Source organism: Actinomadura rubrisoli (genome assembly GCF_004349215.1).
Classification (GTDB): Bacteria; Actinomycetota; Actinomycetes; order Streptosporangiales; family Streptosporangiaceae; genus Spirillospora; species Spirillospora rubrisoli.
Window position 1 is genome coordinate 1 of record NZ_SMKU01000050.1, and the last position, 25,694, is coordinate 25,694.

22 protein-coding genes are annotated in these 25,694 nt (G+C 73.7%); 6 read left to right on the forward strand and 16 right to left on the reverse strand.

The features are described 5' to 3' along the window. Positions 1–57: 57 nt before the first annotated feature. Both E1298_RS12865 and E1298_RS12870 read right to left on the reverse strand, forming a co-directional pair. A complete protein-coding gene (locus tag E1298_RS12865) occupies positions 58–720 on the reverse strand; it encodes a rhomboid-like protein (RefSeq protein ID WP_131892711.1) in 663 nt (220 codons plus the stop codon). A gap of 10 nt (positions 721–730) precedes the next feature. Further along, positions 731–1,441, reverse strand: a complete 711-nt coding sequence (locus tag E1298_RS12870) for an AraC family transcriptional regulator (RefSeq protein ID WP_131892713.1) — start codon at positions 1,439–1,441, stop codon at positions 731–733. Between the two features lie 111 nt (positions 1,442–1,552). Here E1298_RS12870 and E1298_RS12875 point away from each other — a divergent pair, with 111 nt between their 5' ends. Further along, a complete protein-coding gene (locus E1298_RS12875; RefSeq protein WP_131892714.1) occupies positions 1,553–2,119 on the forward strand; it encodes a class I SAM-dependent methyltransferase in 567 nt (188 codons plus the stop codon). A 79-nt stretch (positions 2,120–2,198) separates the two neighbouring features. Here the strand turns inward: E1298_RS12875 and E1298_RS12880 are convergent, their stop codons facing one another. Then, complete coding sequence (locus tag E1298_RS12880) at positions 2,199–3,809, reverse strand: MFS transporter (protein ID WP_131892716.1); 1,611 nt, start codon at positions 3,807–3,809, stop codon at positions 2,199–2,201. 168 nt (positions 3,810–3,977) lie between these two features. On the opposite strand from E1298_RS12880, the gene E1298_RS12885 reads away from it, so the two are divergent. Next, entirely contained in the window at positions 3,978–4,664 is a 687-nt protein-coding gene (locus tag E1298_RS12885) for a TetR family transcriptional regulator (RefSeq protein WP_131892718.1), read from the forward strand. A 1-nt stretch (position 4,665) separates the two neighbouring features. On the opposite strand, the gene E1298_RS12890 is transcribed toward E1298_RS12885, so the two are convergent. After that, on the reverse strand, positions 4,666–6,147 hold the full coding sequence (locus E1298_RS12890; protein WP_131892720.1) for a DUF2079 domain-containing protein: 1,482 nt from the start codon (positions 6,145–6,147) through the stop codon (positions 4,666–4,668). A 364-nt stretch (positions 6,148–6,511) separates the two neighbouring features. Here E1298_RS12890 and E1298_RS12895 point away from each other — a divergent pair, with 364 nt between their 5' ends. Further along, positions 6,512–8,593, forward strand: a complete 2,082-nt coding sequence (locus tag E1298_RS12895) for a hypothetical protein (protein ID WP_131892722.1) — start codon at positions 6,512–6,514, stop codon at positions 8,591–8,593. Here the strand turns inward: E1298_RS12895 and E1298_RS12900 are convergent. Genes E1298_RS12900 through E1298_RS12915 form a run of 4 tightly spaced genes read right to left on the reverse strand, consistent with a single transcriptional unit; the run spans position 8,590 to position 13,376 of the window. Beyond that, positions 8,590–9,756 (reverse strand): lipid-transfer protein, encoded by a 1,167-nt coding sequence (locus E1298_RS12900; protein ID WP_131892724.1) that lies wholly within the window; start codon positions 9,754–9,756, stop codon positions 8,590–8,592. The genes E1298_RS12895 and E1298_RS12900 overlap by 4 nt on opposite strands. Further along, positions 9,753–11,051 (reverse strand): OB-fold domain-containing protein, encoded by a 1,299-nt coding sequence (locus tag E1298_RS51170; protein WP_279498287.1) that lies wholly within the window; start codon positions 11,049–11,051, stop codon positions 9,753–9,755. The genes E1298_RS12900 and E1298_RS51170 overlap by 4 nt, the downstream gene beginning before the upstream one ends. Positions 11,052–11,097: 46 nt before the next feature. Further along, positions 11,098–12,270 carry an acyl-CoA dehydrogenase family protein gene (locus E1298_RS12910; RefSeq protein WP_131892726.1) on the reverse strand — a complete coding sequence of 391 codons (1,173 nt, stop codon included), beginning with the start codon at positions 12,268–12,270 and terminating at the stop codon, positions 11,098–11,100. Further along, complete coding sequence (locus E1298_RS12915) at positions 12,270–13,376, reverse strand: acyl-CoA dehydrogenase family protein (RefSeq protein ID WP_131892728.1); 1,107 nt, start codon at positions 13,374–13,376, stop codon at positions 12,270–12,272. Before E1298_RS12915 ends, E1298_RS12910 begins: the two co-directional genes overlap by 1 nt. Before the next feature lie 309 nt (positions 13,377–13,685). On the opposite strand from E1298_RS12915, the gene E1298_RS12920 reads away from it, so the two are divergent. Beyond that, positions 13,686–14,306, forward strand: a complete 621-nt coding sequence (locus E1298_RS12920; protein WP_131892730.1) for a TetR family transcriptional regulator — start codon at positions 13,686–13,688, stop codon at positions 14,304–14,306. Positions 14,307–14,393: 87 nt separating this feature from the next. Here E1298_RS12920 and E1298_RS48050 read toward each other — a convergent pair whose 3' ends face one another. Both E1298_RS48050 and E1298_RS12930 read right to left on the reverse strand, forming a co-directional pair. Beyond that, complete coding sequence (locus E1298_RS48050; RefSeq protein WP_165975445.1) at positions 14,394–15,485, reverse strand: CU044_5270 family protein; 1,092 nt, start codon at positions 15,483–15,485, stop codon at positions 14,394–14,396. Beyond that, on the reverse strand, positions 15,482–16,114 hold the full coding sequence (locus E1298_RS12930; RefSeq protein WP_131892732.1) for an RNA polymerase sigma factor: 633 nt from the start codon (positions 16,112–16,114) through the stop codon (positions 15,482–15,484). The genes E1298_RS48050 and E1298_RS12930 overlap by 4 nt, the downstream gene beginning before the upstream one ends. A 218-nt stretch (positions 16,115–16,332) precedes the next feature. On the opposite strand from E1298_RS12930, the gene E1298_RS12935 reads away from it, so the two are divergent. Both E1298_RS12935 and E1298_RS49460 read left to right on the forward strand, forming a co-directional pair. Further along, a complete protein-coding gene (locus E1298_RS12935; protein WP_131892734.1) occupies positions 16,333–17,766 on the forward strand; it encodes a S1 family peptidase in 1,434 nt (477 codons plus the stop codon). Between the two features lie 129 nt (positions 17,767–17,895). After that, positions 17,896–18,129, forward strand: coding sequence for a DUF397 domain-containing protein (locus tag E1298_RS49460; protein ID WP_207944589.1), 234 nt, complete (start codon positions 17,896–17,898; stop codon positions 18,127–18,129). Positions 18,130–18,213: 84 nt separating this feature from the next. Here E1298_RS49460 and alc read toward each other — a convergent pair whose 3' ends face one another. From alc to E1298_RS12970, 6 genes are read right to left on the reverse strand one after another with little or no spacing between them, the layout of a single operon-like run. Next, the gene (alc, locus tag E1298_RS12945) at positions 18,214–19,230 is read right to left on the reverse strand and encodes an allantoicase (RefSeq protein WP_131892736.1); all 1,017 of its coding nucleotides are present in this window, start codon (positions 19,228–19,230) and stop codon (positions 18,214–18,216) included. Further along, on the reverse strand, positions 19,227–20,576 hold the full coding sequence (gene allB, locus E1298_RS12950; protein ID WP_131892738.1) for an allantoinase AllB: 1,350 nt from the start codon (positions 20,574–20,576) through the stop codon (positions 19,227–19,229). The genes alc and allB overlap by 4 nt, the downstream gene beginning before the upstream one ends. An 11-nt stretch (positions 20,577–20,587) precedes the next feature. Next, entirely contained in the window at positions 20,588–22,915 is a 2,328-nt protein-coding gene (gene pucD, locus E1298_RS12955) for a xanthine dehydrogenase subunit D (RefSeq protein ID WP_207944590.1), read from the reverse strand. Next, the gene (locus tag E1298_RS12960; RefSeq protein ID WP_207944591.1) at positions 22,915–24,288 is read right to left on the reverse strand and encodes an 8-oxoguanine deaminase; all 1,374 of its coding nucleotides are present in this window, start codon (positions 24,286–24,288) and stop codon (positions 22,915–22,917) included. The genes pucD and E1298_RS12960 overlap by 1 nt, the downstream gene beginning before the upstream one ends. Beyond that, the gene (locus E1298_RS12965; RefSeq protein WP_131892740.1) at positions 24,285–24,782 is read right to left on the reverse strand and encodes a (2Fe-2S)-binding protein; all 498 of its coding nucleotides are present in this window, start codon (positions 24,780–24,782) and stop codon (positions 24,285–24,287) included. Before E1298_RS12965 ends, E1298_RS12960 begins: the two co-directional genes overlap by 4 nt. Then, positions 24,782–25,675, reverse strand: a complete 894-nt coding sequence (locus tag E1298_RS12970) for an FAD binding domain-containing protein (protein WP_131892742.1) — start codon at positions 25,673–25,675, stop codon at positions 24,782–24,784. Before E1298_RS12970 ends, E1298_RS12965 begins: the two co-directional genes overlap by 1 nt. Positions 25,676–25,694 lie beyond the last annotated feature (19 nt).

Genomic DNA, 25,694 nt, shown 5'->3' on the forward strand with positions numbered 1-25,694 from the left:
GCCCCAGCCCCACGTCCAACCCCGCGCCGAGTCCGGGCTGACGCCCGTGTCCGCCGGTCAGCTCTCCGAAGCGGCCGCGCGGACGGCGGAGGCCCGGACGGCGGGCGCCGCCGCACCGGTGCGGCGCCGCTCAAGCAGCAACAGCAGGCCGCCGACCAGGGCGCCGGTCAGCATGGCCACGACGTGCCCGACCGCGGCGACCTCCAGGGACGGCAGCCCCTGGAACAGCACCGGCGCGAGGGCGCACCAGCCCGCGAGCGGAAGCAGCCGCTGCATCCGCCCGGACCCGTACAGGATCGCGGCGACGAGCGCGGCGCACAGCACGTAGGACGGGCCGACGTCCGGGACCGTCCGGATCGAATCCGACAGCAGCCCGAGCTCCAGCCGGACGAGCGCGATGCCCTGGCTGACCACCGTGCCCAGCACGTGGGACACGGCGACGAGCACGACCGCGCGCAGGTTGCCGAACCGGCGGGTGACGGGGAACAGCCCGATCGCCGCCACGACCAGCAGCACGCCCTGCGCGTCCTCGGCGACGAACGCCGACGCGACCATCGTGCCGACCGGGTTGACCGCGAGGTTGGCGAGGTTGGTGCTGGCCCACGCGATCACCGCGTGCCGGGCGTCCGGCGGCAGGACGCACACCTGCACGAGCCACATGGCGCCGAACAGCCCCAGGAAGACCAGCGGCATCCAGTACCGCCTGAGAAAACCGCCCATCACCGGCAGCCTAGAGGGAGAAGTAGCGGGCGGGCGATACCCCGAAGGAGCGGCGGAAAACGGCGACGAACGCGCTCGGCGTGCCGTAGCCGACGCGGTGCGCCACGGCGGTCACCGGGACGCCCTCCGCCAGGAGGGCGAGCGCCGCCCGCAGCCGCGCCTGGGTCCGCCAGGAGCCGAAGCTCATCCCGGTCTCGGCGGTGAAGATCCGCGCCAGCGTCCGGCCGCTCGCACCGGCCTCGCGTCCCCACGCCTCCAGCGTGCGGGGGTCGGCGGGGTCGTCCAGCAGCGCCTCGGCGACCCGCCTGCCGCGCCCGTCGGACGGCAGCGGCACCGTGACCGCCACGGCGTCCACCGGCTCGACCAGGTCGCACAGGACGGCCTCGGCGCGGGCCCGCGCGTCCTCGGCCAGGCCGGGGGCGGCCAGATGGACGATCAGCTCCCGCAGCAGCGGCGGGACGGCGACGACCGTGGGCGCGCTCCAATCCAGCGGGCACGTGCCGGGCCTCAGGTAGGGGCTGCGCATGACGGCCGACCCGTGCGCCGCCGTCGCGTGCGGCACCCCGGCCGGGATCCACAGGGCCCGGATCGGCGGCAGCACCCACAGGCCCTCGCCCGTCTCCACGAGCAGGACGCCTTCGGCGGCCCACGCGAGCTGGTGCCAGGGATGCTCGTGCGTCGCGAAGCGCCGCCGGGACGGCATCGGGAAGCTGCCGACCATGAGGGGCCCGCCGGGCTCGCCGCGGACGAGGCGTCCTGCTGTCCGGAACGCGACATCGTCCGTCCTCCTGCCTCGTTTCCGACACGCCCGTTCCGACCCTAGCGTCGTCCCATGCCGATGAATCGCTTCCACCAATGGTGCTGCCGGTCCGCCTCGTGGGCGAAGCAGGTCGAGCGGCAGTTGCTGCCGTGGGCGCTGGACGGCGCGGACCTCGGGCCGGAGGTGCTGGAGATCGGGCCCGGCTACGGCGCCACGACACGCGTGCTGCGGCGCCGCGTCCCGAACCTCACGGCGCTGGAGATCGATCCTGCGCTGGCCGGGCGGCTGCGCACGCTCGCCGGCACGTCGGTCGAGGTCGTGGAGGGCGACGGAACCGCCATGCCGTTCCCGGACGAGGCGTTCAGCGGGGCGGTCTGCTTCACGATGCTCCACCACGTCCCGTCGCCGCGGGCGCAGGACCGGCTGTTCGCCGAGGCGTGCCGGGTGCTGCGGCCCGGCGGGCTGTTCGCGGGCAGCGACGGCCTGGACAGGAGGGGGTTCCGGCTGATCCATCTCTTCGACACGCTGGTCGTCGTCGATCCGGACACCCTTCCCGCCCGGCTGGAGGCCGCCGGGTTCGCCGACGTCGCGATCTCGCTCGGCAAGGGGTCCTTCCGCTTCTCGGCCCGCAAGCCGTAGTCCGCGAGCCGGACACGGGCGCGAAAAGCGCGGTACGCCGTCCCGGGGCGGCCTTGCTTGGGACGGCGTACCGCGGGTCTCACGCGACGGCCGCGCCCTCGACCGGGGAGGTGCCGCGCCGGACGAGCAGGGCCGCCAGGATCGCCACGAGGGCGACGGCCCCGGCGACGGTCAGCGACGTCTGGAACCCGTCCATGAACGCCAGGTGGCTCCCGTCGGTGATGGCCTGCGCGGCGGGGGCCGGCGTCCCCGGCGGGACGGGCGCGACGCCCTGCGAGACGATCCCGCCCTGCCCGGACAGCTGCTCCGCGGCGGGCCCGGGCACGCCCGCGCCGGTCAGCCGGTCGACCAGCACGTCCCCGACCTTGGTGGACATCAGCACGCCGAGCACCGAGGTGCCGAGCACGCCGCCGACCTGGGCCGCGGTCTGCTGGAGCCCGCCCGCGACGCCCGCGAGGTGGGCGGGCGCGTTGCCGACGATGGCCTCCGTCCCGGCGACGATCACCATGCCGAACGCCAGGCCGACCAGGATGAACCACGGCCAGAGCTCGACGTAGGCGGCGTCCACCCCGATGCGCGACAGCCCGAACATCGCGGCGGCGGTGAAGCCCATCCCGAGGGCCAGCGGCAGGCGCGGCCCGAAGCGGTTCGTGAGCGCTCCCGCGATCGGCGAGGCGACGATGAAGACCGCCGTCATCGGCAGCATCCGGACGCCCGCGCCCACCGGGCTCATGCCGTGCACCTGCTGCAGGTAGAGGGTGATGAAGAAGATCGTCCCGAACATCCCGAAGAAGCCGAGGACGATGAGGCCGGTCGCCGCCGACAGCGACACCGACCGGAACAGCCCGAGCGGTAGCAGCGGGCGCTCGACGCGCAGCTCGTTCCACACGAACGCGGCGAACAGCACGGCGGCGGCGGCGAACGACACCAGCGGCACCGCGTCGCCGAACCCGTGCTCGCCGGCCTTGATGAGGCCCCAGACCAGCCCGAACAGCGCGCCGGTCAGCAGCGCGACGCCGGGCAGGTCGAACGAGCCCTTCGCGCCCTCGTCCTTCGACTCGCGGATCACCCAGAATCCGACGGCGAGCGCGAGCAGGCCGAGCGGGGCGTTCAGGAAGAACACCGACTCCCAGTTGACGTGCTCCACCAGCAGGCCGCCGACGATCGGGCCGCCCGCGATGGAGATGCCGACCGTGGAGCCCCAGATGCCGATCGCGGCGTTGAGCTTGTCGGGCGGGAACGTGTTGCGCAGGATGGCCAGGCTGGCGGGCTGCAGGAGCGCCCCCGCGAACCCCTGCACGACGCGCCAGAAGATGACCATCCCGAGGCCGCCGGACATCCCGATCAGCACCGAGGCGGCCGCGAAGCCGATCACCCCGGCCAGGAACGTGCGCTTGCGCCCGAACCGGTCGGCGATCTTCCCCGCGGGGATCAGCGTGACGGCGAGCGCGAGCAGGTAGGCGTTGGTGACCCACTGGAGGCCGGACAGGTCGGCCCCGAGGTCCTTGGCGATGGCGGGGTTGGCGATGGAGACGACGGTGGCGTCCAGGCCGACCATCATCACGCCGAGCGCGACGGCGACGAGGGTGAGCCAGGGGTGCCCGTGACCGGATCTCCGGGTACGGCCGGGCGGTGCGGCCGCTTCGGCTGCGCCCGGGTGGAGCACCTCGGCGCCCTGCGACTGAGTCATCTTCGGCCTCCGTACGAGGGTCGGCTCGACATCATGGAAGGCTCTAAAGTGTCATAGAGCGACAGTTGTCGTCAAACGCCCCACGTCATTCCACGACATGATTCATGTCACGACAAAAAGCGGGGATCGGCGGTTGGCCCCGGGTCCCTGGGTCGTTACACTTCGCACATGACCGCGACCGTCCCCGAGGCCCATCCCGCGGGTCCCGCACCCCAGCCCCCGGGCAGGCGCGAACGCAAGAAGCAGCGGACCCGGGAAGCACTCGTCAACGCCGCCTTCACCCTCTTCGCCGAGAAGGGGTTCGACGCGACCACCGTCGAGGAGATCGCCGACGCCGTGGACGTCTCGTCCCGGACCTTCTTCCGCTACTTCGCCTCGAAAGAGGACGTCGCGCTCACCTTCCAGGAGGAGCAGACCCGGGCCGTCATGGCGGCGCTGGGCGAGCGCCCCGCCGATGAACCGATCATGACGGCGCTCCGCCACACCGTGGTGGAGATCGCCCGCGCCTGCGAGCGCGGCGAACTCGGCTTCAAGCCCGAGCGCTTCCAGTGCCTGCTCAGCATGATGGCCGACAGCCCGACCCTGATGGCGGGCAGCCTGGAGCACGCGCAGAAGAAGCAGCTGCTGCTGACCCAGATCATCGCCCAGCGGATGGGCATGGACCCCGCGACCGACCTGCACCCGCACGTGATCGCCGCCGCCGCGACCTGCGGCTTCCAGGCCGCCGCCGACGCCGCGCGCCGGCACGAGCCCGCCTTCGGCTCGCTCTCGGAGACGATCGACAAGGCGTTCGCCATCCTGGAGAGCGGTCTCAACATCCCCCCGCAGCGCGCCCCGGAGCCCGACTCCGGCTGACCTACGTCCGCTTGCGCCAGAGCATCACGCCGTCGCGCTCGGCCACCTTCTGGAAGCCCTCTCGCGGCAGGGCCGCCACCGCCCCCGGGATCTGGTCGATCGGGACCGGGACGACGGACGGGCGCTTGGTGTCGACGAGGACCCAGTCGACGGGCATCCGCTCGACGTTGGGGAACAGCACCACCTCGCAGCGCCCGGTGAGCTGGGGCACCAGGAAGTTGGTCGCCGCCACCCGCGCGTCGTCCGGGACCATCCCGACGAGCCCCCGGGCCGCGGTGAGGTGCGGGTTCCCGCCGTAGAAGCCCGGCTTCACCAGCTCCGCGAACTCATACCGCGGCAGAGTCGCCAGCCCGATCACGAGCGACAGCGGCACGGCCGCGCGCGCGTACCACCGGACCGGGCGCCGGGGGCTGGCCCGCATCGCGACGACCGCGCCCACCAGGGCGACGAACACGATCGGCATGAGGACCGCGTTGTAGTGCACCCTGCCGGTGCTCCAGTACAGCGGCATGGACGACACGACGCGGTAGCCGACCACCGGAAGGGCGACCAGCAGGATCGGCGAGCGCAGCGCGGCGAGCGCGGTGGTCAGCCCGATCGTCAGCAGGAAGACCGTCTTCTGCGGATGCTCGACCATGCTGGCGGGAAGGCCGGCCAGCGACGCGAGGAGGCTGCCGCCGTTCCCGTCCGGAGAGCCGTGCTGGGTGCCGCCGCCGGACACGCTGCCCCAGTAGGCGTAGTCGCCGGTCGGCGAGAGAAGCGGAATGATCACGAGCGTGACCAGCGCGATGGCGCCCACTCCGGCGGCCACCAGCGCCGCGCCGATCCGCCATCGCCGCTTGAGCAGGAGGTAGCCGCCGACGGCGGCCACCGTCAGCCCCATGTCCTCCTTGACCAGGAGGACGGGGAGCGTCCAGTACGCCGCCGCGTTCCAGCGCTCCTCCAGGAGCGCCACCATGGCGAAGGCGAGCAGCGGGACGGCCAGGGCGATCTCATGGAAGTCGAAGGACACCGCTCCCTGGATGCCCCAGGACAGGCCGTAGGCCGCCATCACCGCGATGCCGTCGCGGATCCCGAGCCGCTCCAGCGCGACCCGGCCGATCGGGACGACCGAGACGGCGATCAGCAGCGCCTGGACGACCAGCAGGAGGCGCGCGTCGGGCCAGAGCCGGTAGAGCGGTCCGAGCGCCGCGAGCCATGGATGGAAGTGGTCGCCCAGCAGGTTGAAGCCGGGTCCCTTGAGCGGCACCACGGGCGCCTCGAACCGCGAGTACGCCCGGATGGCCTGCTCGAAGATGCCGAGGTCGTAGCCGGTGCTGCGCATGTGCGCGTGCCGGACCAGGGAATCGGCCATGTAGATGACGGCGAGGGCGGCGGCGAACAGGTACGGGAGCCTGTGCGCCAAGGGGGACGGCCGTCCGGCCGCCGCTCCTTCCCCGGAGGGCACGTCTTCCCCCAGGACCGGCTTCTCCCGCTGGTCCACGCGGCTTCCTCCGTTTTCCAGCCGTCGACGAAATCCGGACGAGGGTACCCGAGATCGAATTACCTCCTCACCGAGCGATTACACACAGTCAAGAAGCGTCACACTCCGCATCCGATTCGCAGCACGGAACCGTGAACGTCGCCCGGCCGGGAAAGGGCGAGGCCCACCCGCCGATCTCCTGATCAATTCAACATCATGGAAAGCCGGCGATCGGCTCGATCGAGGGAAATGCCGCCGTTCCCGCCGCCGTTCCCGCCACCGCCCCGGCCTTACCGTCTCGACCAGGCAGGATACCGAGGGGCGCGCACGTCCGGCTCGGCCGAACCGCTAGGCTCCAGGCTCGATGGGGTATCGAGGAGCGGGCGTGAGCGCCGGACGGATACTGGCCGACCTGAGCGTCGCGCCGGCGATCTTGATTGTGTTCTGGTCGGCCGCGGCCCTGCCCCTTCTCCTCGCCGGGCAATTGCGTCCGGTACCCGCGATCGGGTTGTTCGCCGCCCTCGTCGGCGGGGCGGTGACCTGGGGAATCCGGCACCGGCGGAATGATCGTCCGGTGAAAGGGACGGGCACGGCACCGCGGGTCGCCGTCCCGTGGTGGTCACCGGCCGGCGTCGCGGCGGTCGCCGTGGCGTTCCTGGCCCTCCAGCTGCTCATGTGCTCCGAGCAGATCATCGTCCGCCGGGATCCCGCCGCCTACATCCAGTTCGCCGGCTGGCTGAAAGGCCACGGAACGCTGCCGATCCCGCGCGACCTCGCCGCTTTCGGAGGCGGGGATCCAGCCCTGGATTTCGCCAGCCCCGGCTTCTTCGCCTACGACGGCGCCATTGTTCCGCAGTTCATGGTCGGGCTCCCCCTGCTGCTGACCGCCGGGGGCTGGATCGGCGGCATCCCGGGGATGCTCGTCGTCACGCCGATCCTGGGCGCCTGCGCCGTGCTGTCCTTCGGAGGTCTCGTCGCGCGGTTCGTCGGCCCGCGCTGGGCACCGGCCGGGGCGCTGCTGCTGGCGTGCACCCTTCCCATGATGTGGGCGTCGCGGTCGGCCTACAGCGAGATACCGGCGCTGGTGCTCCTGACCGGCGGGCTCGCCCTCCTGCACGACGCCTACCGGAGCGAGGGACGCGCCGCGCGTGTCAGGGCCTTCCTGGCGGGCGCGGCACTGGGCACGACCGTGCTCGTGCGCATCGACGGGCTCCGGGACGTGCTGCCCGTGGTCGTCTTCGCCGGTCTCCTGGCGGCGGCCGGCGCACCCCTCCCCGGTCCCGGCTCGCGCCGGCTCGGCGTCCCCCTGCTCGTCGGGCTGGGCCTCGGGGCCGGCGCGGGGCTGGCGGCGGGCTTCTCCCTGTCCCGCCCCTACCTGTCCTACATCCGCGCCTCGCTGGAGCCGCTGCTGGTCATCACGGCGGGCGTGCTGGCCCTGACCACCGTGCTCGTGCTCGTCCTGCGGAGCCGGGGCGTCGAGCGGCGGGCGCGGAGCCTGGCCGGACGGCTGTCGCGGCGCCCCTGGCCGGAGGCGGCGGCGGGACTGGTGCTGCTCGTCTCGACCGGGCTCGCCGTGCGCCCGTACCTCCAGCAGGTCGAGCGGGTGCCCGGGACCGAGGAGGACAAGGCCACCGCCACCTACATCGAGTATCTCCAGAGGCTCTCGGGCCTGCCGGTGAACGGCACGCGGCAGTACTACGAGAACTCGCTGCACTGGGTCGCGTGGTACATCGGGATCCCGGCGCTGCTGGCCGCCGTCCTCGCCGCCGCGCTGCTGCTCCGCCGCCTGCTGCGCGGCCGGGACCGGGAATGGACCCTGCCCTTCGCGATGATCGCGTGGACGACGGCGACGACGCTGTGGCGGCCGGGCATCACCCCCGACCAGCCGTGGGCGTCGCGCCGCCTGCTGCCCGTCGTGCTCCCCGGCCTGCTGCTCCTGGCGCTGTGGGGCGGGGCCTGGGCCGTCCGGCGGCTGCGCCGGCGCGGCCGGGACGAGGTGTTCCTCCGCCGGGCGTCGGTGACCGCCCTGGTGCTGGTCGTGGCCCCGAGCCTCGCGGTGGCGGCCCCGCTGGCCGTCTCCCCCACCGAGCGGGGATCGGTGGGGGCCGTGGACCGGCTCTGCGACCGGATCGGCGGGAACCGCACCGTCATTTTCGTCGAAGAGAACACCGGCAAGAGCCTCAGCCAGATCGTCCGGGGCACGTGCGGGCGCCCCGCGGCCAGGATGGCGCCCGGTGCGGCGCCGGACGACGTCCGGCGCGTCATGTCGAAGATCCAGCGGGCCGGGCGGCGGCCGCTGGTCATCGGGGGCAAGCCGTCGGACGTCGCCGCCTACGGCCCCGCCGTCCAGGTGGTCGCCCTGCGGTTCCGGCAGGACCCCCACAGCCTCACCGCACCCCCCGGCCGCCCGTGGAACTACAGGTTCGACGTCTGGATGGCCGAGCCCCAGGGCCAGGCCGCGACCTAGCCGGCCCGACTGAGCATCAGGCCGCTCGTGGGGACGCCGGTGCCGGCGGTGACCAGGACGTTCTCCACGTCCGGCACCTGGTTGACCGAGGTGCGCCGGACCTGCCGGACGGCCTCGGCGATGCCGTTCATGCCGTGGATGTACGCCTCGCCCAGCTGACCCCCGTGGGGGTTGAGCGGGAGCCTGCCGCCGAGTTCGATGCCGCCGTCCCTGATGTAGTCCCTGGCCTCGCCGCGTCCACAGAAGCCCAGCTCCTCCAGCTGAACCAGGACGAACGGGGTGAAATGGTCGTAGAGGATGGCGGTCTGGACGTCGGCGGGGGTGAGGCCCGACTGCCGCCAGAGCGTGCCGCCGACGGTGCCCATGGCGGGCAGCGCGGCGAGGTCGCCGGTGTAGTAGCCGAACATCATCATCTGGCCGGGACCGGTGCCCTGCGCGGCCGCGCTGATCACGGCGGGCGGGTGCGGGAGGTCGCGGGCGCGTTCGGCGGACGTCACGACGAGCGCGACGCCGCCGTCGGACTCCTGGCAGCAGTCCAGCAGGTGCAGCGGGTCCACGATCCAGCGGGACGCCTGGTGCTCCTCCAGCGTGATGGGCCGCCCGTGGAACCACGCCTTGGGGTTGGTCGCGGCGTGGCGCCGCATCGCGACCGCGACACGGCCGAAGTCCTCGCTGGTCGCGCCGTACTCGTGCATGTAGCGGCGGGCCTGCATCGCGACCCACGCCGCCGGGGTGGCGAAGCCGTAGGGCAGGTGCCAGGAGAACTCCAGGCCGGTCGAGTCGACGCGGCCCGGGTGGGTGGCCTGGCCGAACCGGTGCCCGGAGCGCTCGTTGAACGCGCGATAGCAGACGACCGCGTCCGCCTGGCCGGTGGCGACGGCCATCGCGGCGTGCGCGACCGTCCCGCAGGCCGCGCCGCCGCCGTAGTCGACGCGGGAGAAGAACCGCAGGGCCGGGATCCCCAGCTCGCGCTGGACGGCGATCTCCGCATTGGCGTCGGCGGTGTAGGTGGCGAGACCGTCCACGTCGGCGGGCTCCAGCCCGGCGTCCCGGATGGCCGCCAGGCAGGCTTCGGCGGCGAGCCGGAGTTCGGAGCGTCCCGACTCCTTGGAGAACTCGGTCGCGCCGATGCCGACGATCGCGGCCTTACCCGACAGGCTCATCGGTCCCTACTTCCTGGGGCAGTGCTCAGCCGGACGGTCGCGGTGACGTGGTCGCCGAGGCTGACCGTGCCGCGCACTTCGAGCGTGCGGTCGTCCAGGCGCTCGCCGGTGAGGGCGAGGGTGTCGCCCGCGTAGGCGGGCGCGCCGAGACGGAGCCTGATGCTCGCCAGCTCGGCGCCCGGCACGGTCTCCAGGACGTACCGCTGGACGAGGCCGATGCTCGTCAGGATGTTGATGAAGATGTCCTTGGACCCCTGCGCGCGGGCGAGTCCCGGATCGTGGTGGACGGGAGTGAAGTCGCGCGTGGCGAGCGCCGTCGCGATGACGAACGTCGGGGTCAGCTCGACGCGCAGCGCCCCCTCCGGCTCCCCCGGCTCCTCGGGGGGCTCTTCCGGGGACGGCGCGTCTGCCGGGGTCCACTGCGGGAGGGTCAGCTCGTCGTCCATGCGCTCGAACGTCAGCCGGACGGGCATGCCGATCCTCACGTCCTCGGGCGGGCAGCCGTTGACGTTCCCGACGATCCGGACACCCTCCTCCAGCTCGACGACCGCGACCACGTACGGCGGCGTCCGGCCGGGGACGGGCGGGTGGTGGTGCACGACGTAGCTGTGGACCTCGCCGCGCCCGCTCGCGACCACGTGGTCGCGGCGGACGGAGTTGCAGGACGGGCACATCGGGCCGGGCGGATGGCGGAGCGTCCCGCAGTCGGCGCAGCGCTGGACGCGCAGCTCGCCGGCGTTCACGCCGTCCCAGAAGAACGCGGTGTCGGCGCCGACCGCGGGCCGCAGCGGGTACGCGCCGCCCTTGGCCGCCGGCATCCTCGGCCGCTTGACCGGCTTGAACTTCAGGACGCGGAACAGCATCTCCGCGACGCGCCGATCGCTCTTGTCGTACCAGGTCTGGTACCAGGTGACGAAGTAGCCCTCGCCCATCGCGGTCTTCTTCGGGCCCGCGACGCCGCCGAACCGCATGGTCGAGCGCAGCCGCTCGCCGACCTTCACGTACCGGTCGTAGGTCTGCTCGCAGTTGGTGGCGACGACGCCGGTGTAGCCGGAGTCGTCGAGCAGCCGCAGCGGCTCGTCCGCCGCGCCCCGCGCCCGGCCCGCGGCGAGGCCGGGCATCGACCACACCTGGATCATGGCGGGCGGCGCGACGCCGTCCCAGGTCCCGGTGTCGCCGAGCGCCTGCGTCCAGTTGCGGATCATGGCGGCGTTCACCGGGTCCGGGCAGGGCGGCGCGGGCTGCTCGCCGTCGGCGGCCAGCCGTCCGGCGAGCGCGGTCAGTTCGTCGTGCACGGGGGTCCTCTCGTTCTCGGCGCGGGGCCGCTCGGCGCGGGGCCGGTCAGCGCGGGGCGCGGGGCAGGCCGAGGCCGATCATCGCGATCAGCTCGCGCTGGATCTCGTTGACGCCGCCGCCGAAGGTCAGCACCACCGCGCCCTTCACGCCGTGGTCGAGGACCTCGATGAACTCGGCGGTCGCCGGGTCGCCGGGGTCGCCGTAGCGGGCGAGGACGTCGCCGACGATCCGGCCCACGTCCTGCATCCGCTCCGAGCCGTAGATCTTGGTGGCGGAGGCGTCGGCGGCGCCGAGCCAGCCGAGGTCCTGGTTCGCCGCGACCTGCCAGTTGAGGAACTCGTTGACGCGCAGGTAGGCGTAGACCCGGGCGACGGCGCGGCGGACGGCGGGCTCGCCGATCAGCGGGCGCCCGTCCCGTCCGGCGGCGGTGCGGGCCCAGCGCTCGAACCGGTCGTAGGTGTGGCCGATGTTGCCGGCCGGGCCGAGCGTGACCCGCTCGTGGTTGAGCTGGTTGACGATGAGGTCCCAGCCCTTGTTCTCCTCGCCGATCAGCATGTCCGCCGGGACGCGGACGTCCTGGTAGTAGGTGGAGTTGGTGTGGTGGCGGCCGTCCATCGTCATGATCGGCGTCCAGGAGAAGCCCGGGTCGGCGCAGTCGACGATGAGCATCGAGATGCCCTTGTGCTTCCTGGCGGACGGGTCGGTGCGGGCGGCGAGCCAGATGTGGTCGGAGTAGTGCGCACCCGAGGTGAAGATCTTCTGGCCGTTCACCACGTAGTGGTCGCCGTCCTTGACCGCGGTGGTGCGCAGGGACGCGAGGTCGGTGCCCGCGCCGGGCTCGCTGTAGCCGATCGCGAAGTGGCACTCGCCCGCGAGGATCTTCGGCAGGAAGCGCTCCTTCTGCGCGTCCGTCCCGTACTGCAGGATCGTCGGCGCGACGGAGTTCAGCGTGATGATGGGGTAGGGGACCTCGGCGCGGGCGATCTCGTTGGCGAAGATCTGCTGCTCCATCGGGCCGTAGCCGCGGCCGCCGTACTCCTTGGGCAGCGCGACGCCGAGCATCCCGTCGCGGCCGAGCCGCTTGCAGTGCTCCATGTAGGACGTGCCGAACGGGTCGTCCGCGATGGCGGCCCGCTGCCCGGCGTCCAGGCAGCCCTGGAAGTACTCGCGCAGTTCGATGCGGAGCTTCTTCTGCTCGCCGGTCAGGTCGATGAACATCAGGTCTCCTGTGCGACGAGGGCGCCGAGGGCGTCGAGCCGGTCTTCCGCACCGCCGAGCAGGTGCCCGCAGTGCTTGGCCCAGGCGAAGTAGCGGTGCAGCGGGTAGGTGACGTCCAGGCCGATGCCGCCGTGCAGGTGCTGGCAGGTGTACAGGGCCTCCACGACGGGGCCGCAGGCGTTGTAAGCGGCGATGGTGAGGACCTCGTCGACGTCGTCCGCGCCCTCGGCGAGGCGCCACACGCCCGCCCAGACCGCCACGTCCAGCGCGCGCTTGGCGATGTAGACGTCGCCGATCTGCATCGTGACGGCCTGGAACTGCGCGAGGGCCCGCCCGAACTGCTCGCGCGTCTTGACGTACTCGGTGGTCAGCTCCAGCGCGCCCTCGATGACGCCGGACGACAGGGCGACGGCGCCCGCGACGGCCGAGCGGCGCAGGGTGTCCCAGGCGGCGCCGTCCGCGGCGCCGCCGAGCAGCGCGTCCGGGCCGACCCGGACGCCGTCGAGCGCGATCCGCGACAGCGGCTCGGTGGTCGCGGACGGCTGCGGCGTGATAGCCACCGCGCCGGGCTCGACGAGGAAGACCCCGGTCCCGGCGCCCTCCACCCGGGCCGGGACGAGGATCGCGGACGCCTCCCGCGCGTACGGGACGAACGTCTTCACCCCGTCCAGGATGTGGCCGTCCCCGTCCGGGCGGGCGGTCGCGGCGATCTCCCCGGCCGGTCCGACCTCGCGGTAGGCGCCGGTCAGGACGGTCTCGCCCTCGGTCAGCGGCCCCAGCAGCGCGCGCTGGCCGGCGGTGCCGTGCCGTCCGATGGGGACGGCCGCCAGCGCCAGCGACGCGTGCAGCGGGACGGGCGCGACATGCGCGCCGGCCTCCCGCAGGATCACCGCCAGCTCGACCGGGCCGAGTCCCGCGCCGCCCGCCTCCTCGGGCAGCACCGCCCCGAGCAGCCCGGACCGCGCCAGGGCCTTCCAGGTGGCGCCGTCGTAGGCCGCGCCGCCGCCCTCGAACGCCTCCAGGCGCTCCCGCGCGGCCTCGCGCGCGAGCAGCCCGGCGGCGAGCCCCTTGAGCTCCCGCTGGGTCTCGTCGAGGTTGAAGTCCACTCATCCGCTCCCTTCGATCAGACGCAGGCGGACGCGCGACCCCGCTACGCTCACAGGGCCCACCTCCCGGCCGGACCGGCTTCGGATCCCCACGGCGAAAAACTAGAACAGATTCTAGTTCGTGTCCAGGGCCGTGATCAGCGGAGTTCGCACCCGGATTCGCCTCGTATGTCAGGGCGAGAAGGCCGAAACTCCGGCGGCGGCGCCGGGACCGGCATCGGGCGATCAGATAACACGTTCTCGCGCGGGCTGTACCCTGGGGGCGCAGCCAGATGAGCGAGGCGGGCGGCGGCGCCCGTCCATGGGGGGATGACGACCGTGACCGCAGAGCCGACAGTGACCGAGGACGAGACCCCCGGTCAGAGCGCGCGCTCCCGCAGCCAGCACCAGCGGCGCAGGCGCATCGTCCAGGCGGCCGCCGCGCTGGCGTCGCGGGGCGGCGTCGAGGCGATGCAGATGCGCACCGTCGCCGAGCGGGCCGGGGTGGCGCTCGGCACCCTCTACCGGTACTTCCCCTCGAAGATGGACCTGGTCGTCGCCGTGGTCAGCGAGGAGCTCGACCTGCTGGAGAACAGCATCGAGCGCCGCCCGCCGCGCGCGGGCGCCTCACCGCAGCGGGCGGTCGAGGTGCTGATGCGCGCCACGCGCGGGCTGATGCGCGAGCCCGAGCTGGCCGAGGCGCTGATCCGGTCGCTGCTGCTGTCGGACGTCAAGACCGACTTCGGCGACCGGATGACCGGGCTGCTGCTGCGCGCCGCGGTCGGGCCCGCCGGCGACGTCCCCGCGGGCGACCCGCGCCGCACCGTGGCCAGGGCGCTGACCAGCGTTTGGACGATGGAGATGATCGAGATGCTGCGCGGCCACGCGAGCGCCGAGGAGATCCAGGCCCGGCTGGAGATCTCCGCCGCCCGCCTCCTCACCGACTTCTGACCGCCCACAGGTCCCCGGACGCACGAGGAAGCGGCCGGGACGGGCCCGGCCGCTCCCTCGCTCCGCCGGTCCGGAGCGCGTCACCTGTCAGGGCAGCTGGCCCGCCTTGTCGACGATGCCCGCCTTGGTGCGGACGGTGAGGTTCTGCAACTCGCCCTTCCTCACCGACACGCTGCCGTCGTCGCCGCGGCTGGTGTGGTTCTTGAGTGCGACGGACCGCTCACCGAGGTAGGCGTAGGTGACGGGGTCCAGCAGCAGTTCCTCGTGCAGCCAGCCCTCGGCGACGCGGCCGAGCCCGAGCGCCGGGCGCCCCGCCGCGTCCACTCGCCCGGGGACCAGCGCCACGCCGGGGATCCGCTTGATCGTCCGGAACACCGCCGCCTCGCGCGCCGGCGGGAGCACGTTGTCCCGCAGGATCGCGCCGAGCATGGAGTAGGCGGTCGCGTAGCGGCCCTCCGGGCTGTCGCCGAGCCCGCCCATCTCCTTGTAGAGCCACTTCAGCAGCGCGTCCGGCTCGGTGGGCAGCGCGGCCAGCGAGGCGTAATCCGAGGGCGGCGTCGTCGGCATCGTCCCGGACAGGACGAGCTTCCCGCCCTCGTAGGAGGCGGTCGCCTTGCCGTCGGCGCGATGCCAGGAGCGGACCAGCACGGTCTTCTTCGGGTCCTTGTAGAGCGAGCCGTTCGGCCTCTTCCCTGTGCGCGTCCTGGCCTCGGTGTAGATCCACTGGTCGGGCCTCGGCGGGATGAACGGGCGGGCCTCCGCCGCGTGGGCGGCCCGTTCGAGGGCCTCGGACGCGTTGGCCACCGGCGCGGCCGGGACGCCGGGCACCACCGGGCGGGGCCGTCCGTGCTCGTCGGTGCCGCCCGAGGACTGCACGACGGTCACGCCGATGGCGATGGCCGCGGCGAGCGCCCCGACGGCGGCGACGCGCACGCCGAGACGGGGCAGCCGGAACCGCCGCCGCCTCTCCCCGGCCGGGCCGGTGACGGGCTCGGAGCCGGCATCCGGGACGGGACGGACGGGCACGGTCGCCGGGCTCCCCTCGGCGGCGGACGCGGCGGACGCGCGGTCCAGCAGGGCGGCGCGGGCCGCGGCGCGGGCGGCGGCCGGGGGCGGCTCGGGCGAGCCCCACGCGTCGCGCAGGACGTCCAGGTCGTTCAGACCGTTCAGGTCGCTCATCGGTCGAGGTCCTCTCTGAGGGTCGTGGGGTCGGACCCGCCCAGCGCGGCCCGGATCCTCGTGCGGGCCCGGTGCAGCCGCGACCGCGCCGTCCCGGCGGGGACGCCGAGCGCCTCGCCCGCCTCCTGCACGCCGAGCTGCGCCCAGGCGACCAGGAGCAGCACGTCCCGGTCGCCGTCCGGCAGCTCGGCCAGCGCCGCCGCCAGCGGGCCGCGCGCGGCCTGCGCGTCCAGCCGCCCGGCGACCCGGTCGGCGTGGCCCTCGGCGACGTCGTGCGCGCCGGTCCGGGCCAGCGCCCGGTACAGGCGGACCTCGGCCCGGCGGTGCCGGGAGACGAGGTTGGAGGCGATCCCGTACAGCCAGGGCCGCGCGTCGCCGCGCGAGAGGTCGTAGCTCCCCCGCCGGTCGAAGGCGATGAGGAACGTCTCGGCGGCCACGTCGTCGGCGAGCCCCGGCCCGAGCCGGCGCGCCGCGTACCCGTGGATCGCGGTGTAGTGGCGGTCGAACAGCGCGGCGAAGCACTCGGGCTCGCGCCGGGACCGCCCGATGATCTCGGCGTCGGTCCCGGCGTCGGTCCCGGCGCCGGGCCCGGCGGGGACGGCGCCGCGCGGCCGGGTCACCGCGGCCATGTCCGGCTCACTCTCGTCATGTCCTGCCTTCCGCAGCGTGAAGGGTCACCTGTGCTTCGCCGATCCCCCGCCGCGCGTTCGCGGCCGTTCGACCGAGACGGAATCAAGTGTGAAAAACCACTTTGGAGCGATCGATTGTCGCGTTTCCACGGCGGCCGTACAGTCCCGGCAGGGTTGCCCCTTCTCTCCCCCACCCCGGCCACTCAATGGAGAGTGACATGGCCCGCAGACACCTCCTTCTAGGCATCACCGCGGGGACCGGCCTGGTCCTCGCGCTGGCCGCACCCGTGCAATCCGCCGGTGCCGCCACCCCCGCCCACCGTCCGCAGGCCGCTCCCGCCGCCCCGGCGCCGGACGGCGACCAGGCCGCGCGCGTCCAGAAGCGCCTGCGCCTCTCCCTCGGCGCGAAGTTCGGCGGCGCCTGGGTGAAGGGCGGCAAGCAGATCGTCGTCGCGACCACCGACGCCTCCACCGCCAAGACGATCCGGGCCGCCGGCGCGGAACCGAAGATCGTGAAGTACGCCGAGCGCACCCTCGACGCGGTCCAGGCCGGGCTGAACCGGCACAGCCGGTCGGCCGCCAAGTCGGTGACCTCGTGGTATGTCGACACCGACAGCAACACGGTGGTCGTCAACGCCTCCGACACGGCCGCCGCCAAGCGGTTCGTGGCGGCGAGCGGCGTGGACGCCGCCGCCGTGAAGATCGTCAAGTCGGCGGAGAAGCCGCGCCTGGTCCACGACATCGTCGGCGGCGAGCGCTACTGGACGACGCAGTACGGCTGCTCCGTCGCGTTCTCCGTGACCAACGGGTTCATCACCGCCGGGCACTGCGGCAAGAAGGGCGAGCAGACCAAGGGCTCCAACCAGGTCGCGCAGGGCTCGTTCGGCGGCTCCTCGTTCCCCGGCGACGACTACGCGTGGGTCGACACCAACGACCAGTGGACACCCACGCCCAAGGTCACCAAGTGGAACGGCTCGTACGAGACCGTGCGCGGCGCGACCGACGCGGCCGTCGGCACCACTGCCTGCCGTTCGGGTGGCACCACCAACACCCAGATCTGGTGCGGCCCGATCCAGCAGCGCAACGCCACCGTCCGGTACGCGGAGGGCACGGTCACCGGGCTGATCCGCGCCAACATCTGCGCCGACCCCGGCGACTCCGGCGGCGCGCTCATCACCCAGACCGGCGGGCAGGCGCAGGGCATCACCTCCGGCACCTCGGGTACCTGCAAGAACGGCCAGGGCTCCGACGACCAGACCTACTTCCAGCCCGTCGACGAGGTCCTGCGGCTCATCGCCCCGAGGCAGCTCATCACCGAGGGCGGCGGCCCCGACCCGGGCGAGGCGTGCGACGGCTACCAGACCAAGGCCGCCGGGTCCCTGACCTCCGGCTCCGAGGCGTACCAGCCGAACGGCAACTACACCACCACCGCGTCCGGCGCGCACACCGCCTGCCTCGACGGCCCCGACGGCGTCGACTTCGACCTCTACCTGCAGAAGCTGAACGGGAGCACCTGGACCAACGTGGCCAGCTCCACCAGCCCCGACCCCGACGAGAAGATCAGCTACAACGGCGCGGCCGGCACCTACCGGTACCGCGTGCACTCCTACGACGGATCCGGTGACTACACCCTGGGCTTCAGCAAGCCCTGACCGGTCCCACCGAACGTCCCCGGCCGTCCCTCCCCACACTGGACGGCCGGGGATGCCTTTTCCTGTGGCGCGCCCCGCCTCCCCACTACTCTGGGTGCCGACCAGAGCCGGGACGAAGAAGGTGCGCCAGTGACCGAGCAGGAACCGATCCTCAGCGACGGGGTCATCATCGAGTTCGTCGATGGCAAGGACGTGCCCGTCCAGCACAAGGACTTCGGTGAGAGGGCCGTCGTGATGCGCGACGCCAAGAACCCGGAGGGGCCCATCCTCTACTTCACCGAGGCCGAGTGGGACGCCTTCATCGCGGGCGTCAAGGACGGCGAGTTCGACGACCTCCTGGAGGAGCCCGTCGAGGGCGCCTGAGACCGCGCCCCCCGCCCCGTGGGTCCCGGCAACCGGGGCCCACGGGGCTTTCAACGTCCGCGCGCCCGGCTTCGTCGGCGCCGGCTATCCGGCCCCGCCCGCGAGGCGGTGCCAGCGGGTGGTCAGGGACCGCTCGGCTTCGGGGGTGAGGGTGCCCAGGAGGCGCAGCCGGGACAGGCCGCCGTCGGGGTAGATGTCGACGCGGACGGAGGCGACCTCGGGCGACGTCAGGCGGAAGCGGTGCCGGGTGTCGGGCTGGAGGCGGGTGCGGGGCAGCAGCGGGGAGGCGGCGCCGTGCCGGTCGATGCCGGTGAGGGCGCACTCGGCGGGGGCGTTGAACTTCAGGTGGGTGGTGTCGATCTCGGCGAGCCGGACGACGCCGGGGGCGGCGAGGGCGATAAGGGCCCAGTCGTTGCCGTCGTCGCGGCGGCGGGCGGTCTCCCAGCCCTCCGCCTGGTTGCGGGCCAGACCCGGGAACAGCATGTTGTCGGGCGAGGAGTAGAACATGTCGGAGCACTCGACGACGCGGGCGCCGTTCTCCAGCGCGGCGAGGTCGACGGTGAGGCCGGTCAGGAAGGCGGGGTCGGGGACGACCGTGCCGTGGACACGGAGCCGGGCGATCCCGCCATCGGGGAACATCGAGAGCCGGACGTGGGTGAAGCGGCGGCCGGCGTCGACCGGGAAGGCGTGGGCGGTGTCGCCCTTGAGGGGGCTCCTCGGGACGATCTCCGTCCAGTCGGCGCCCGCGAGGTCGGCCGGGGAGGGATGACCGGCGACCGCGCACGCCTCCACGGCGGCGTACGGCGGGAAGTTGCCGGTGAACCAGGCGGTGTCGATGACGACGCCGCGGACCACGCCGGGGAGGCCGAGGCGGATCAGGGCCCAGTCGTGCCCCAGATCCCCGTCCGCGCCGGGGCGGCGGCGGGCGGTCTCCCAGCCGTCGTACTCCTGGCCCTTGGGACCGAACGTCGCGGGGCTGAACGCCGGGGGCCACGGGTTGAGCAGGTTCTCCTTCACCGCGAAGGACTCGTCGCTCGCGGCGACGACGGAGCCGCCCAGGGTGCGGACGGCGAGGTCCGGGAGGGCGGTGAAGCCGGTCATGACGTCTCCGATCGGGGGCTGAGCAGGCGTCCGGCGGGCATGCCCCCGGCGGGCGCGTCCCCGGCGGGCATGTCCCCGGTGGGCGTGCCGCGCAGCCAGGTGGCCTGGACGACGCCCGTCAGGGTGCGGCCCGCGTAGGGGGTGACGGGGTGGCGGTGCCGGAGCGCGGCGGGGTCGACGGTGAAGGCGTCGTCCGCGGCGAAGGCGACGAGGTCGGCGTCGGCGCCGACGGCGATGCGGCCCTTGCGCGGGACGGCGGCGAGGGCGGCGGGCGCCTCGGCCATCCAGTGGGCGACGGCCCGCAGGTCGTGGCCGCGGGCGCGGGCGGCCGTCCAGACGGCGGGCAGGCCGAGCTGGAGGGAGGAGACGCCGCCCCAGGCGGTGGCGAAGTCGCCGCGCTTCAGCTCGGGCGTGCACGGCGAGTGGTCGGTGACGACGCAGCCGATCACGCCGGCGGCCAGGCCGCGCCACAGCTGCTCCCGGTTGGCGGCGTCGCGGATGGGCGGGCAGCATTTGAAGGACGTGCCGCCGGGCCCGGGGACGTCCTCGGCGGACAGCGTCAGGTAGTGGGGGCAGGTCTCGGCGGTCACCGGCAGCCCGGCGGCCTGCGCCTCGGCGAGGGGCACGACGCAGTCCGCGCTGGACAGGTGCAGGATGTGGGCGCGGACGCCGGTCTCCTCGACCAGGTGGATGACGCTCTGCACGGCGCGCCGTTCGCTGGACGGCGGACGGGACGCCAGGAACGCCGGGTAGCCGCCGTCGGTCGGGACGGTGAGGGACGCCGGGTCCTCGGCGTGCACGATGACCAGCCCGCCGAACGAGGCGATCTCGCGGAACGCCGCCTCCATCTCGGGCGGCGAGAGCGGCGGGAACTCGGGGACGCCGGAGTCGGAGGTGAAGCACTTGAAGCCGAACACGCCCTGCTCGTGGAGGGCGCGCAGTTCGGCGACGTTGCCGGGGACCGCGCCGCCCCAGAAGCCGACGTCGACGTGGCAGGCGCCCTCGGCCGCCGCGCGCTTGGCCGCCAGCGCGGCGGGCGTGACGGTGGGCGGCAGCGAGTTGAGCGGCATGTCGACGAGGGTGGTGACACCGCCGGACGCGGCGGCGCGGGTCGCGGTGGCGAAGCCCTCCCATTCGGTACGGCCCGGCTCGTTGATGTGGACGTGGGTGTCGACCAGGCCGGGCAGCAGGGCCGTGCCGCCGAGGTCGACCTCGGACGCCGCGGGCAGGACGGCGTCGTGGGCCTCGATCGCGGCGATCCGCCCGTCCCGGACGGCGACGGCGGCGGGGCGCTCGCCGTCCGGCAGGACGGCGCGCAGGGATCTGATCACCAGGTCATGGGCCATGTCCGGTTCGATCACCGGGCCGCGGGGGACGGCAGGGACACGTGCTCGGGCCGGACCGGCACGCGGGTGAGCGCCCGGCCCGTGGCGTCGCGGATCGCGGCGACGATCGCGGGCGTGGAGGAGAGCGTGGGCGGCTCCCCGGCGCCCCGCAGCCCGTAGGGGGCGTCGGGGTCGGGGTTCTCCAGGATGTCGAGCCGCATCGGCGGCATGTCGAGGATGGTCGGGATGAGGTAGTCGGTGAACGACGGGTTCCGGACGAGCCCGCCGGACACGACGATCTCCTCCATCACGGCGAGGCCGAGGCCCTGCGCGGAGCCGCCGTGGATCTGGCCCTCCAGCGACAGCCGGTTGAGGATCCGGCCGACGTCCTGCACGGCGGCCATCTCGACGACCTTGACCAGCCCCAGGTCCACGTCGACGTCCACGACGGCGCGGTGGACGCACAGCGCGAGCTGGGTGTGGCTGTCGCCCTGGCCGGTGACCGGGTCCATCGGGACGGTGGGGCGGTGGTGGAACTCGCGCGTCTCCTCGATGACCTCGTCGCCGAGGACGTCCTCGATGGAGGACAGCACCCCGCCCGCCCGCGAGACGATCTTCCCGCCGGCCACGCCCAGGTCGCCGGCGGGCCGGCCCAGCCGCCGTGCGGCGAGGGCGAGCAGCCCGTCCCGGACCGCCTCGCACGCCCGCTTGACCGCGCCGCCCGACATGTACGACTGGCGGGACGCGCTGGACGAGCCCGCGTCGCCGACCTGATCGTCGGCCGGGGCGATGGTGACCCGCTGGACGCCCAGCTCGGTCCGGGCGATCTGCGCCTGGACCGTCACCAGGCCCTGCCCGACCTCGGCGGCCGCCGTGTGGACGAGCGCGGTCGGCTCCCCGCCGATGACCTCCAGCCGGACGCGGGCCGTGGACAGGTCGTCGAAGCCCTCCGAGAAGCAGATGTTCTTGAGGCCGACGCCGTAGCCGACGCCCCGCACGACGCCCTCGCCGTGCGTGGTCTGCGACACCCCGCCCGGCAGGCTCCGCAGGTCGGACGGGTCGAGCGGCGGCGGCATCGGGACGGCCTCCAGCCGCGTCAGCATCTCGGCGAGCGGCGCCGGGGACTCGATCACCTGGCCCGTCGCGAGCCGCGACCCCTGCGACACGGCGTTGCGGCGCCGCACCTCGACCGGGCTGAGGCCGCAGGCGGCGGCGAGCTTGTCCATCATCGACTCGTAGGCGAAGCACGCCTGCACCGCGCCGAAGCCGCGCATCGCGCCGCACGGCGGGTTGTTGGTGTAGACGCCGTACGCGTCGATCCTGATGTTGGGGATCTCGTAGGGGCCGACGCCGAGCGAGGCGGCGTTGCCGGTGACGTTGAGCGTGGACGAGGTGTACGCGCCGCCGTCCAGGACGATCTCCACGTCGGCGTAGAGGAGCCGCCCGTCCGCCGCGGCGCCGTACTCGTACCGCATCAGCGCCGGGTGCCGGTGGACGTGCCCGAAGAACGACTCGTACCGGTTGTAGGACATCTTCACGGGGCGTCCGGTGCGCAGCGCCAGCATGCCCGCGTGGATCTGCATCGACAGGTCCTCGCGGCCGCCGAACGCGCCGCCGACCCCGGCGAGGGTCATGTGGACCTGGTCCTCGGAGAGGCCGAGGCAGGGCGCGATCTGCCTGAGGTCGTTGTGGATCCACTGGGTCGACACGTACAGGTCGACGCCGCCGTCCTCGGACGGGATCGCCAGGCCGGACTCGGGCCCGAGGAACGCCTGGTCCTGGATGCCGACCTCGTACTCCGACGCCACGACGACCTCGGCGGCGGCCCGCGCGGCGTCCACGTCGCCGACGCGGACGGGCTGGTGGCGGGTGATGCCGCCGCGGTCCTGGACCTTCAGGCCCTCCGGGTCGGCGATCACGGCGCGCGGGTCGGTGATCGGCTCCAGCACCTCGTAGGCGACCGCGATCCGCTCCAGCGCGCGCCGGGCGGTCTCGGGGTGGTCGGCGGCGACGAGCGCGACCGGCTCGCCCTGGTGGCGGACCTGGCCGATGGCGAGGACGGGCTGGTCCTCGGTGCGGTCGATGCCGAACATCTTGCGTCCCGGCACGTCCTCGTGGGTGAGGACGGCCCGGACGCCGGGCATGGCGAGCGCGGGCCCGACGTCCACCGACAGGATCCGCGCCCGGGGGTGCGGGCTGCGCAGGGTGGCCCCCCACAGCATCCCGTCGATCCACAGGTCGGACGCGTACGCGAACTCGCCGGTGACCTTCAGCGTGCCGTCCGGGCGCAGCGGGCTCTCGCCGATCCCGCCCCGTCCAGGGGCCGCGACATGGCCGGGCGTCTTGACCGGGGACGTCATCAGAGGACCTCCTCCGCGAGCTTCATGAGGCGGCGGTGGGCGGCGGCGCCGCGCCGTCCGGCCTCGTCCTGCGGGACGGTGACGAGCGTGTCGTCCTGGACGACCGTGCGCCCGCCGACCAGGAGCCGGCGCAGCGGCGGGGTCTGCCCGAACGCGAACGCGACCACGGGGTCGTCGACCGCCGCGTGGAAGCCGTCCACCCGCCACAGCGCGATGTCGGCGAGCTTGCCGGGCTCCAGGGAGCCGATCTCGTCCTCCCGGCCGAGGCAGCGGGCGCCGCCCAGCGTCGCGATCTCCAGGGCCTGCCGCGCGGTCAGCGCCCCGGGCCCGTAGCGGGCGCGCTGCATGTAGATCGCCTGCCGGATCTCGCCCGCGAGCGGGACCAGCTCGGCGGACGCCGGCCCGTCCACGCCCATCCCGACCGCCGCGCCCGCCTCCAGCAGGTGGGAGACGCGGGCGATCCCGGAGCCGAGCCGGGCGTTGGAGCTCGGGCAGTGCGCGGTGCCCGTCCGGGTCTCGGCGAGCCGCTTGACGTCGGTGTCGTGCAGGTGGACGCAGTGCGCGAGCCACACGTCGGGGCCGAGCCAGCCGATCGAGTCCATGTACTCGGCCGGGGTCATGCCGAACTGCCGCCTGGTGTGCTCCTCCTCGTCCAGCGTCTCGGCGAGGTGGGTGTGCAGCCGGACGCCCTTGTCGCGCGCCAGCTCCGCCGAGGTGACGAGCAGGTCCCGGGTGACGGAGAACGGCGAGCAGGGCGCGACGGCGACGCGCAGCATGGAGCCGGGCGAGGGGTCGTGGTAGCGGTCGATGGCGGCCGCGGTCTCGGCGAGGATCGTGTCGAGGTCCTCGACGGCCTCGTCCGGCGGCAGCCCGCCCTTCGACCGCCCGCGGTCCATCGAGCCGCGGCAGGGGTGGAAGCGCAGGCCCAGCTCGGCGGCCGCCTCGATCTCCGCCGCGAACAGGTCGCCCCGGCCCTTGGGGAAGAGGTAGTGGTGGTCGGTCGAGGTGGTGCAGCCCGACTTGGCCAGCCAGCCGAGCCCGGCGGTCGCCGCGCCCGCGACGACCTCCGCGTCCATCTTCGACCAGGGCTTGTAGAGCGCGGTCAGCCACTCGAACAGCGTGCTGCCGGTGGCCAGGCCCTGGCTCGCCCACTGGTACAGGTGGTGATGGGAGTTGACGAGACCCGGTGTGGCGAGGCAGCCGGTGCCGTCGATCCGCTCGACGTCCCCGGCGTCCCCGGCGCTTGCGGCGGCCGGGGCGGGGCCCGCGCCGACCGCCGTGATGCGGTCGCCGTCGACCACGATGTGGCCGCCGGGATACTCGTCCCCGGAGACGGTGGCGACGTGGGCGTTCTCGATGATCCGCACGGTCATGGGCGGGCCGCCTTCCGGTCGGCGTTCCGCCGGGCGGCCAGCCGCACCGCGTCCATGATCTTCTCGTAGCCGGTGCAGCGGCACAGGTTGCCGGCGAGCGCCTCGCGGATCTCGGCGTCGGTCGGCGCGGGGTTGCGCTCGATCAGGTCGTGCGACTGGACGATCAGCCCCGGCGTGCAGAACCCGCACTGGACGGCGCCCGCCTCCACGAACGCCTCCTGGACTGGATCGAGCCGCTCGTCGCCGGGCGGCCCCTCGGCGAGGCCCTCCACGGTGCGGACCTCGCGCCCCTCGGCCTGCCCGGCGGCGACCAGGCACGCGCAGGCCGGAACGCCGTCCAGGTAGACCGTGCACGAGCCGCATTCGCCCTGCTCGCAGGCGTTCTTGGAGCCGGGCAGGCCCATCCGCTCCCGCAGCATGTAGAGCAGGCTCTCGCCCTCCCACACATCGTCCACGGCCTCCTTGGAGCCGTTCACGGTGAGGTTCACGCGCATCAGCCGGCCTCCTTCCCCGCGGGGCCCCTGGCGGAGCCTTCCGTCCGGTAGTCGTTCCAGGCCCAGGTCAGCGTGCGGCGCGCCATCACCGACAGGGCGTGCACGCGGTAATCGGCCGTCCCGCGCACGTCGTCGATCGGCGAGGCCGCCTCCCGGACCAGCTCGGCGAAGCGCTGCGCGGCCGAGACCGGCAGGGGGCCGCGGCCCTCCCAGTCCAGCTCGGCGGAGATGAAGTCTTCGGCGGCGCTCGCGCGGCGCGGCGTCGGGGCAGCCGAGCCGACGCCGGTCAGGGCGCGGCGCCGCTCGGGGTGCAGGGCGATGGCGAACGAGCAGACCGCGATCACCATCGCGTTCCGGGTGCCGATCTTGGAGAAGTACTGGGGGCCGGACGCGGGCGCGGTCCAGAACGCGCGGATCAACTCGTCCGGCTCCAGGGCGTTGCGCTTGACGCCGACGAAGAACTCGGCCGCCGGGATCATCCGGACGCCGCGCGCGGCCGACTCGACCTCGATCACGGCGTCCCCGGCCAGCAGCGGCGGGTGGCCGTCCCCGGCGGGCGACGCGGCGCCGAGGTTGCCGCCGACCGTGCCCCGGTTGCGGATCTGCGGGGAGCCGACCGTCCGGGACGCCTGGGCGAGGCCGGGCAGCCGGTCCCCCAGCTCCCCGATCAGCCGGACGTAGGGGACGCCCGCGCCGACGCGCAGCCTGCCGTCCACCGCGTCCCACCCGGCCAGCTCGCGGACCCGGTTCAGGTCCAGCAGCGCCTCCGGCCGGTGGACGTCGAAGTTGATCTCGACCATGACGTCGGTGCCGCCCTGCAGGGGCAGCGCGCCCGGCCGCTCCGCCTTGGCGGCGAGCGCGTCGTCCCAGGTCGCCGGTCGCAGGAAGTCCATGTCTCGGTGTCCCCCTCGA

Bases quoted from the DNA above. Each gene is read 5' to 3' on its own strand.
- E1298_RS12960 (WP_207944591.1), bottom strand. From the start codon at position 24,288: ATGACCGTGCGGATCATCGAGAACGCCCACGTCGCCACCGTCTCCGGG.
- alc (WP_131892736.1), bottom strand. From the start codon at position 19,230: ATGACCGGCTTCACCGCCCTCCCGGACCTCGCCGTCCGCACCCTGGGC.
- E1298_RS12875 (WP_131892714.1), top strand. From the start codon at position 1,553: ATGCCGATGAATCGCTTCCACCAATGGTGCTGCCGGTCCGCCTCGTGG.
- E1298_RS12920 (WP_131892730.1), top strand. From the start codon at position 13,686: ATGACGACCGTGACCGCAGAGCCGACAGTGACCGAGGACGAGACCCCC.
- allB (WP_131892738.1), bottom strand. From the start codon at position 20,576: ATGGCCCATGACCTGGTGATCAGATCCCTGCGCGCCGTCCTGCCGGAC.
- E1298_RS12885 (WP_131892718.1), top strand. From the start codon at position 3,978: ATGACCGCGACCGTCCCCGAGGCCCATCCCGCGGGTCCCGCACCCCAG.
- pucD (WP_207944590.1), bottom strand. From the start codon at position 22,915: ATGACGTCCCCGGTCAAGACGCCCGGCCATGTCGCGGCCCCTGGACGG.
- E1298_RS12970 (WP_131892742.1), bottom strand. From the start codon at position 25,675: ATGGACTTCCTGCGACCGGCGACCTGGGACGACGCGCTCGCCGCCAAG.
- E1298_RS12880 (WP_131892716.1), bottom strand. From the start codon at position 3,809: ATGACTCAGTCGCAGGGCGCCGAGGTGCTCCACCCGGGCGCAGCCGAA.
- E1298_RS48050 (WP_165975445.1), bottom strand. From the start codon at position 15,485: ATGAGCGACCTGAACGGTCTGAACGACCTGGACGTCCTGCGCGACGCG.
- E1298_RS12930 (WP_131892732.1), bottom strand. From the start codon at position 16,114: ATGGCCGCGGTGACCCGGCCGCGCGGCGCCGTCCCCGCCGGGCCCGGC.
- E1298_RS12865 (WP_131892711.1), bottom strand. From the start codon at position 720: ATGGGCGGTTTTCTCAGGCGGTACTGGATGCCGCTGGTCTTCCTGGGG.
- E1298_RS12870 (WP_131892713.1), bottom strand. From the start codon at position 1,441: ATGGTCGGCAGCTTCCCGATGCCGTCCCGGCGGCGCTTCGCGACGCAC.
- E1298_RS12935 (WP_131892734.1), top strand. From the start codon at position 16,333: ATGGCCCGCAGACACCTCCTTCTAGGCATCACCGCGGGGACCGGCCTG.
- E1298_RS12900 (WP_131892724.1), bottom strand. From the start codon at position 9,756: ATGAGCCTGTCGGGTAAGGCCGCGATCGTCGGCATCGGCGCGACCGAG.
- E1298_RS12965 (WP_131892740.1), bottom strand. From the start codon at position 24,782: ATGCGCGTGAACCTCACCGTGAACGGCTCCAAGGAGGCCGTGGACGAT.
- E1298_RS12910 (WP_131892726.1), bottom strand. From the start codon at position 12,270: ATGTTCATCGACCTGACCGGCGAGCAGAAGAAGCTCCGCATCGAACTG.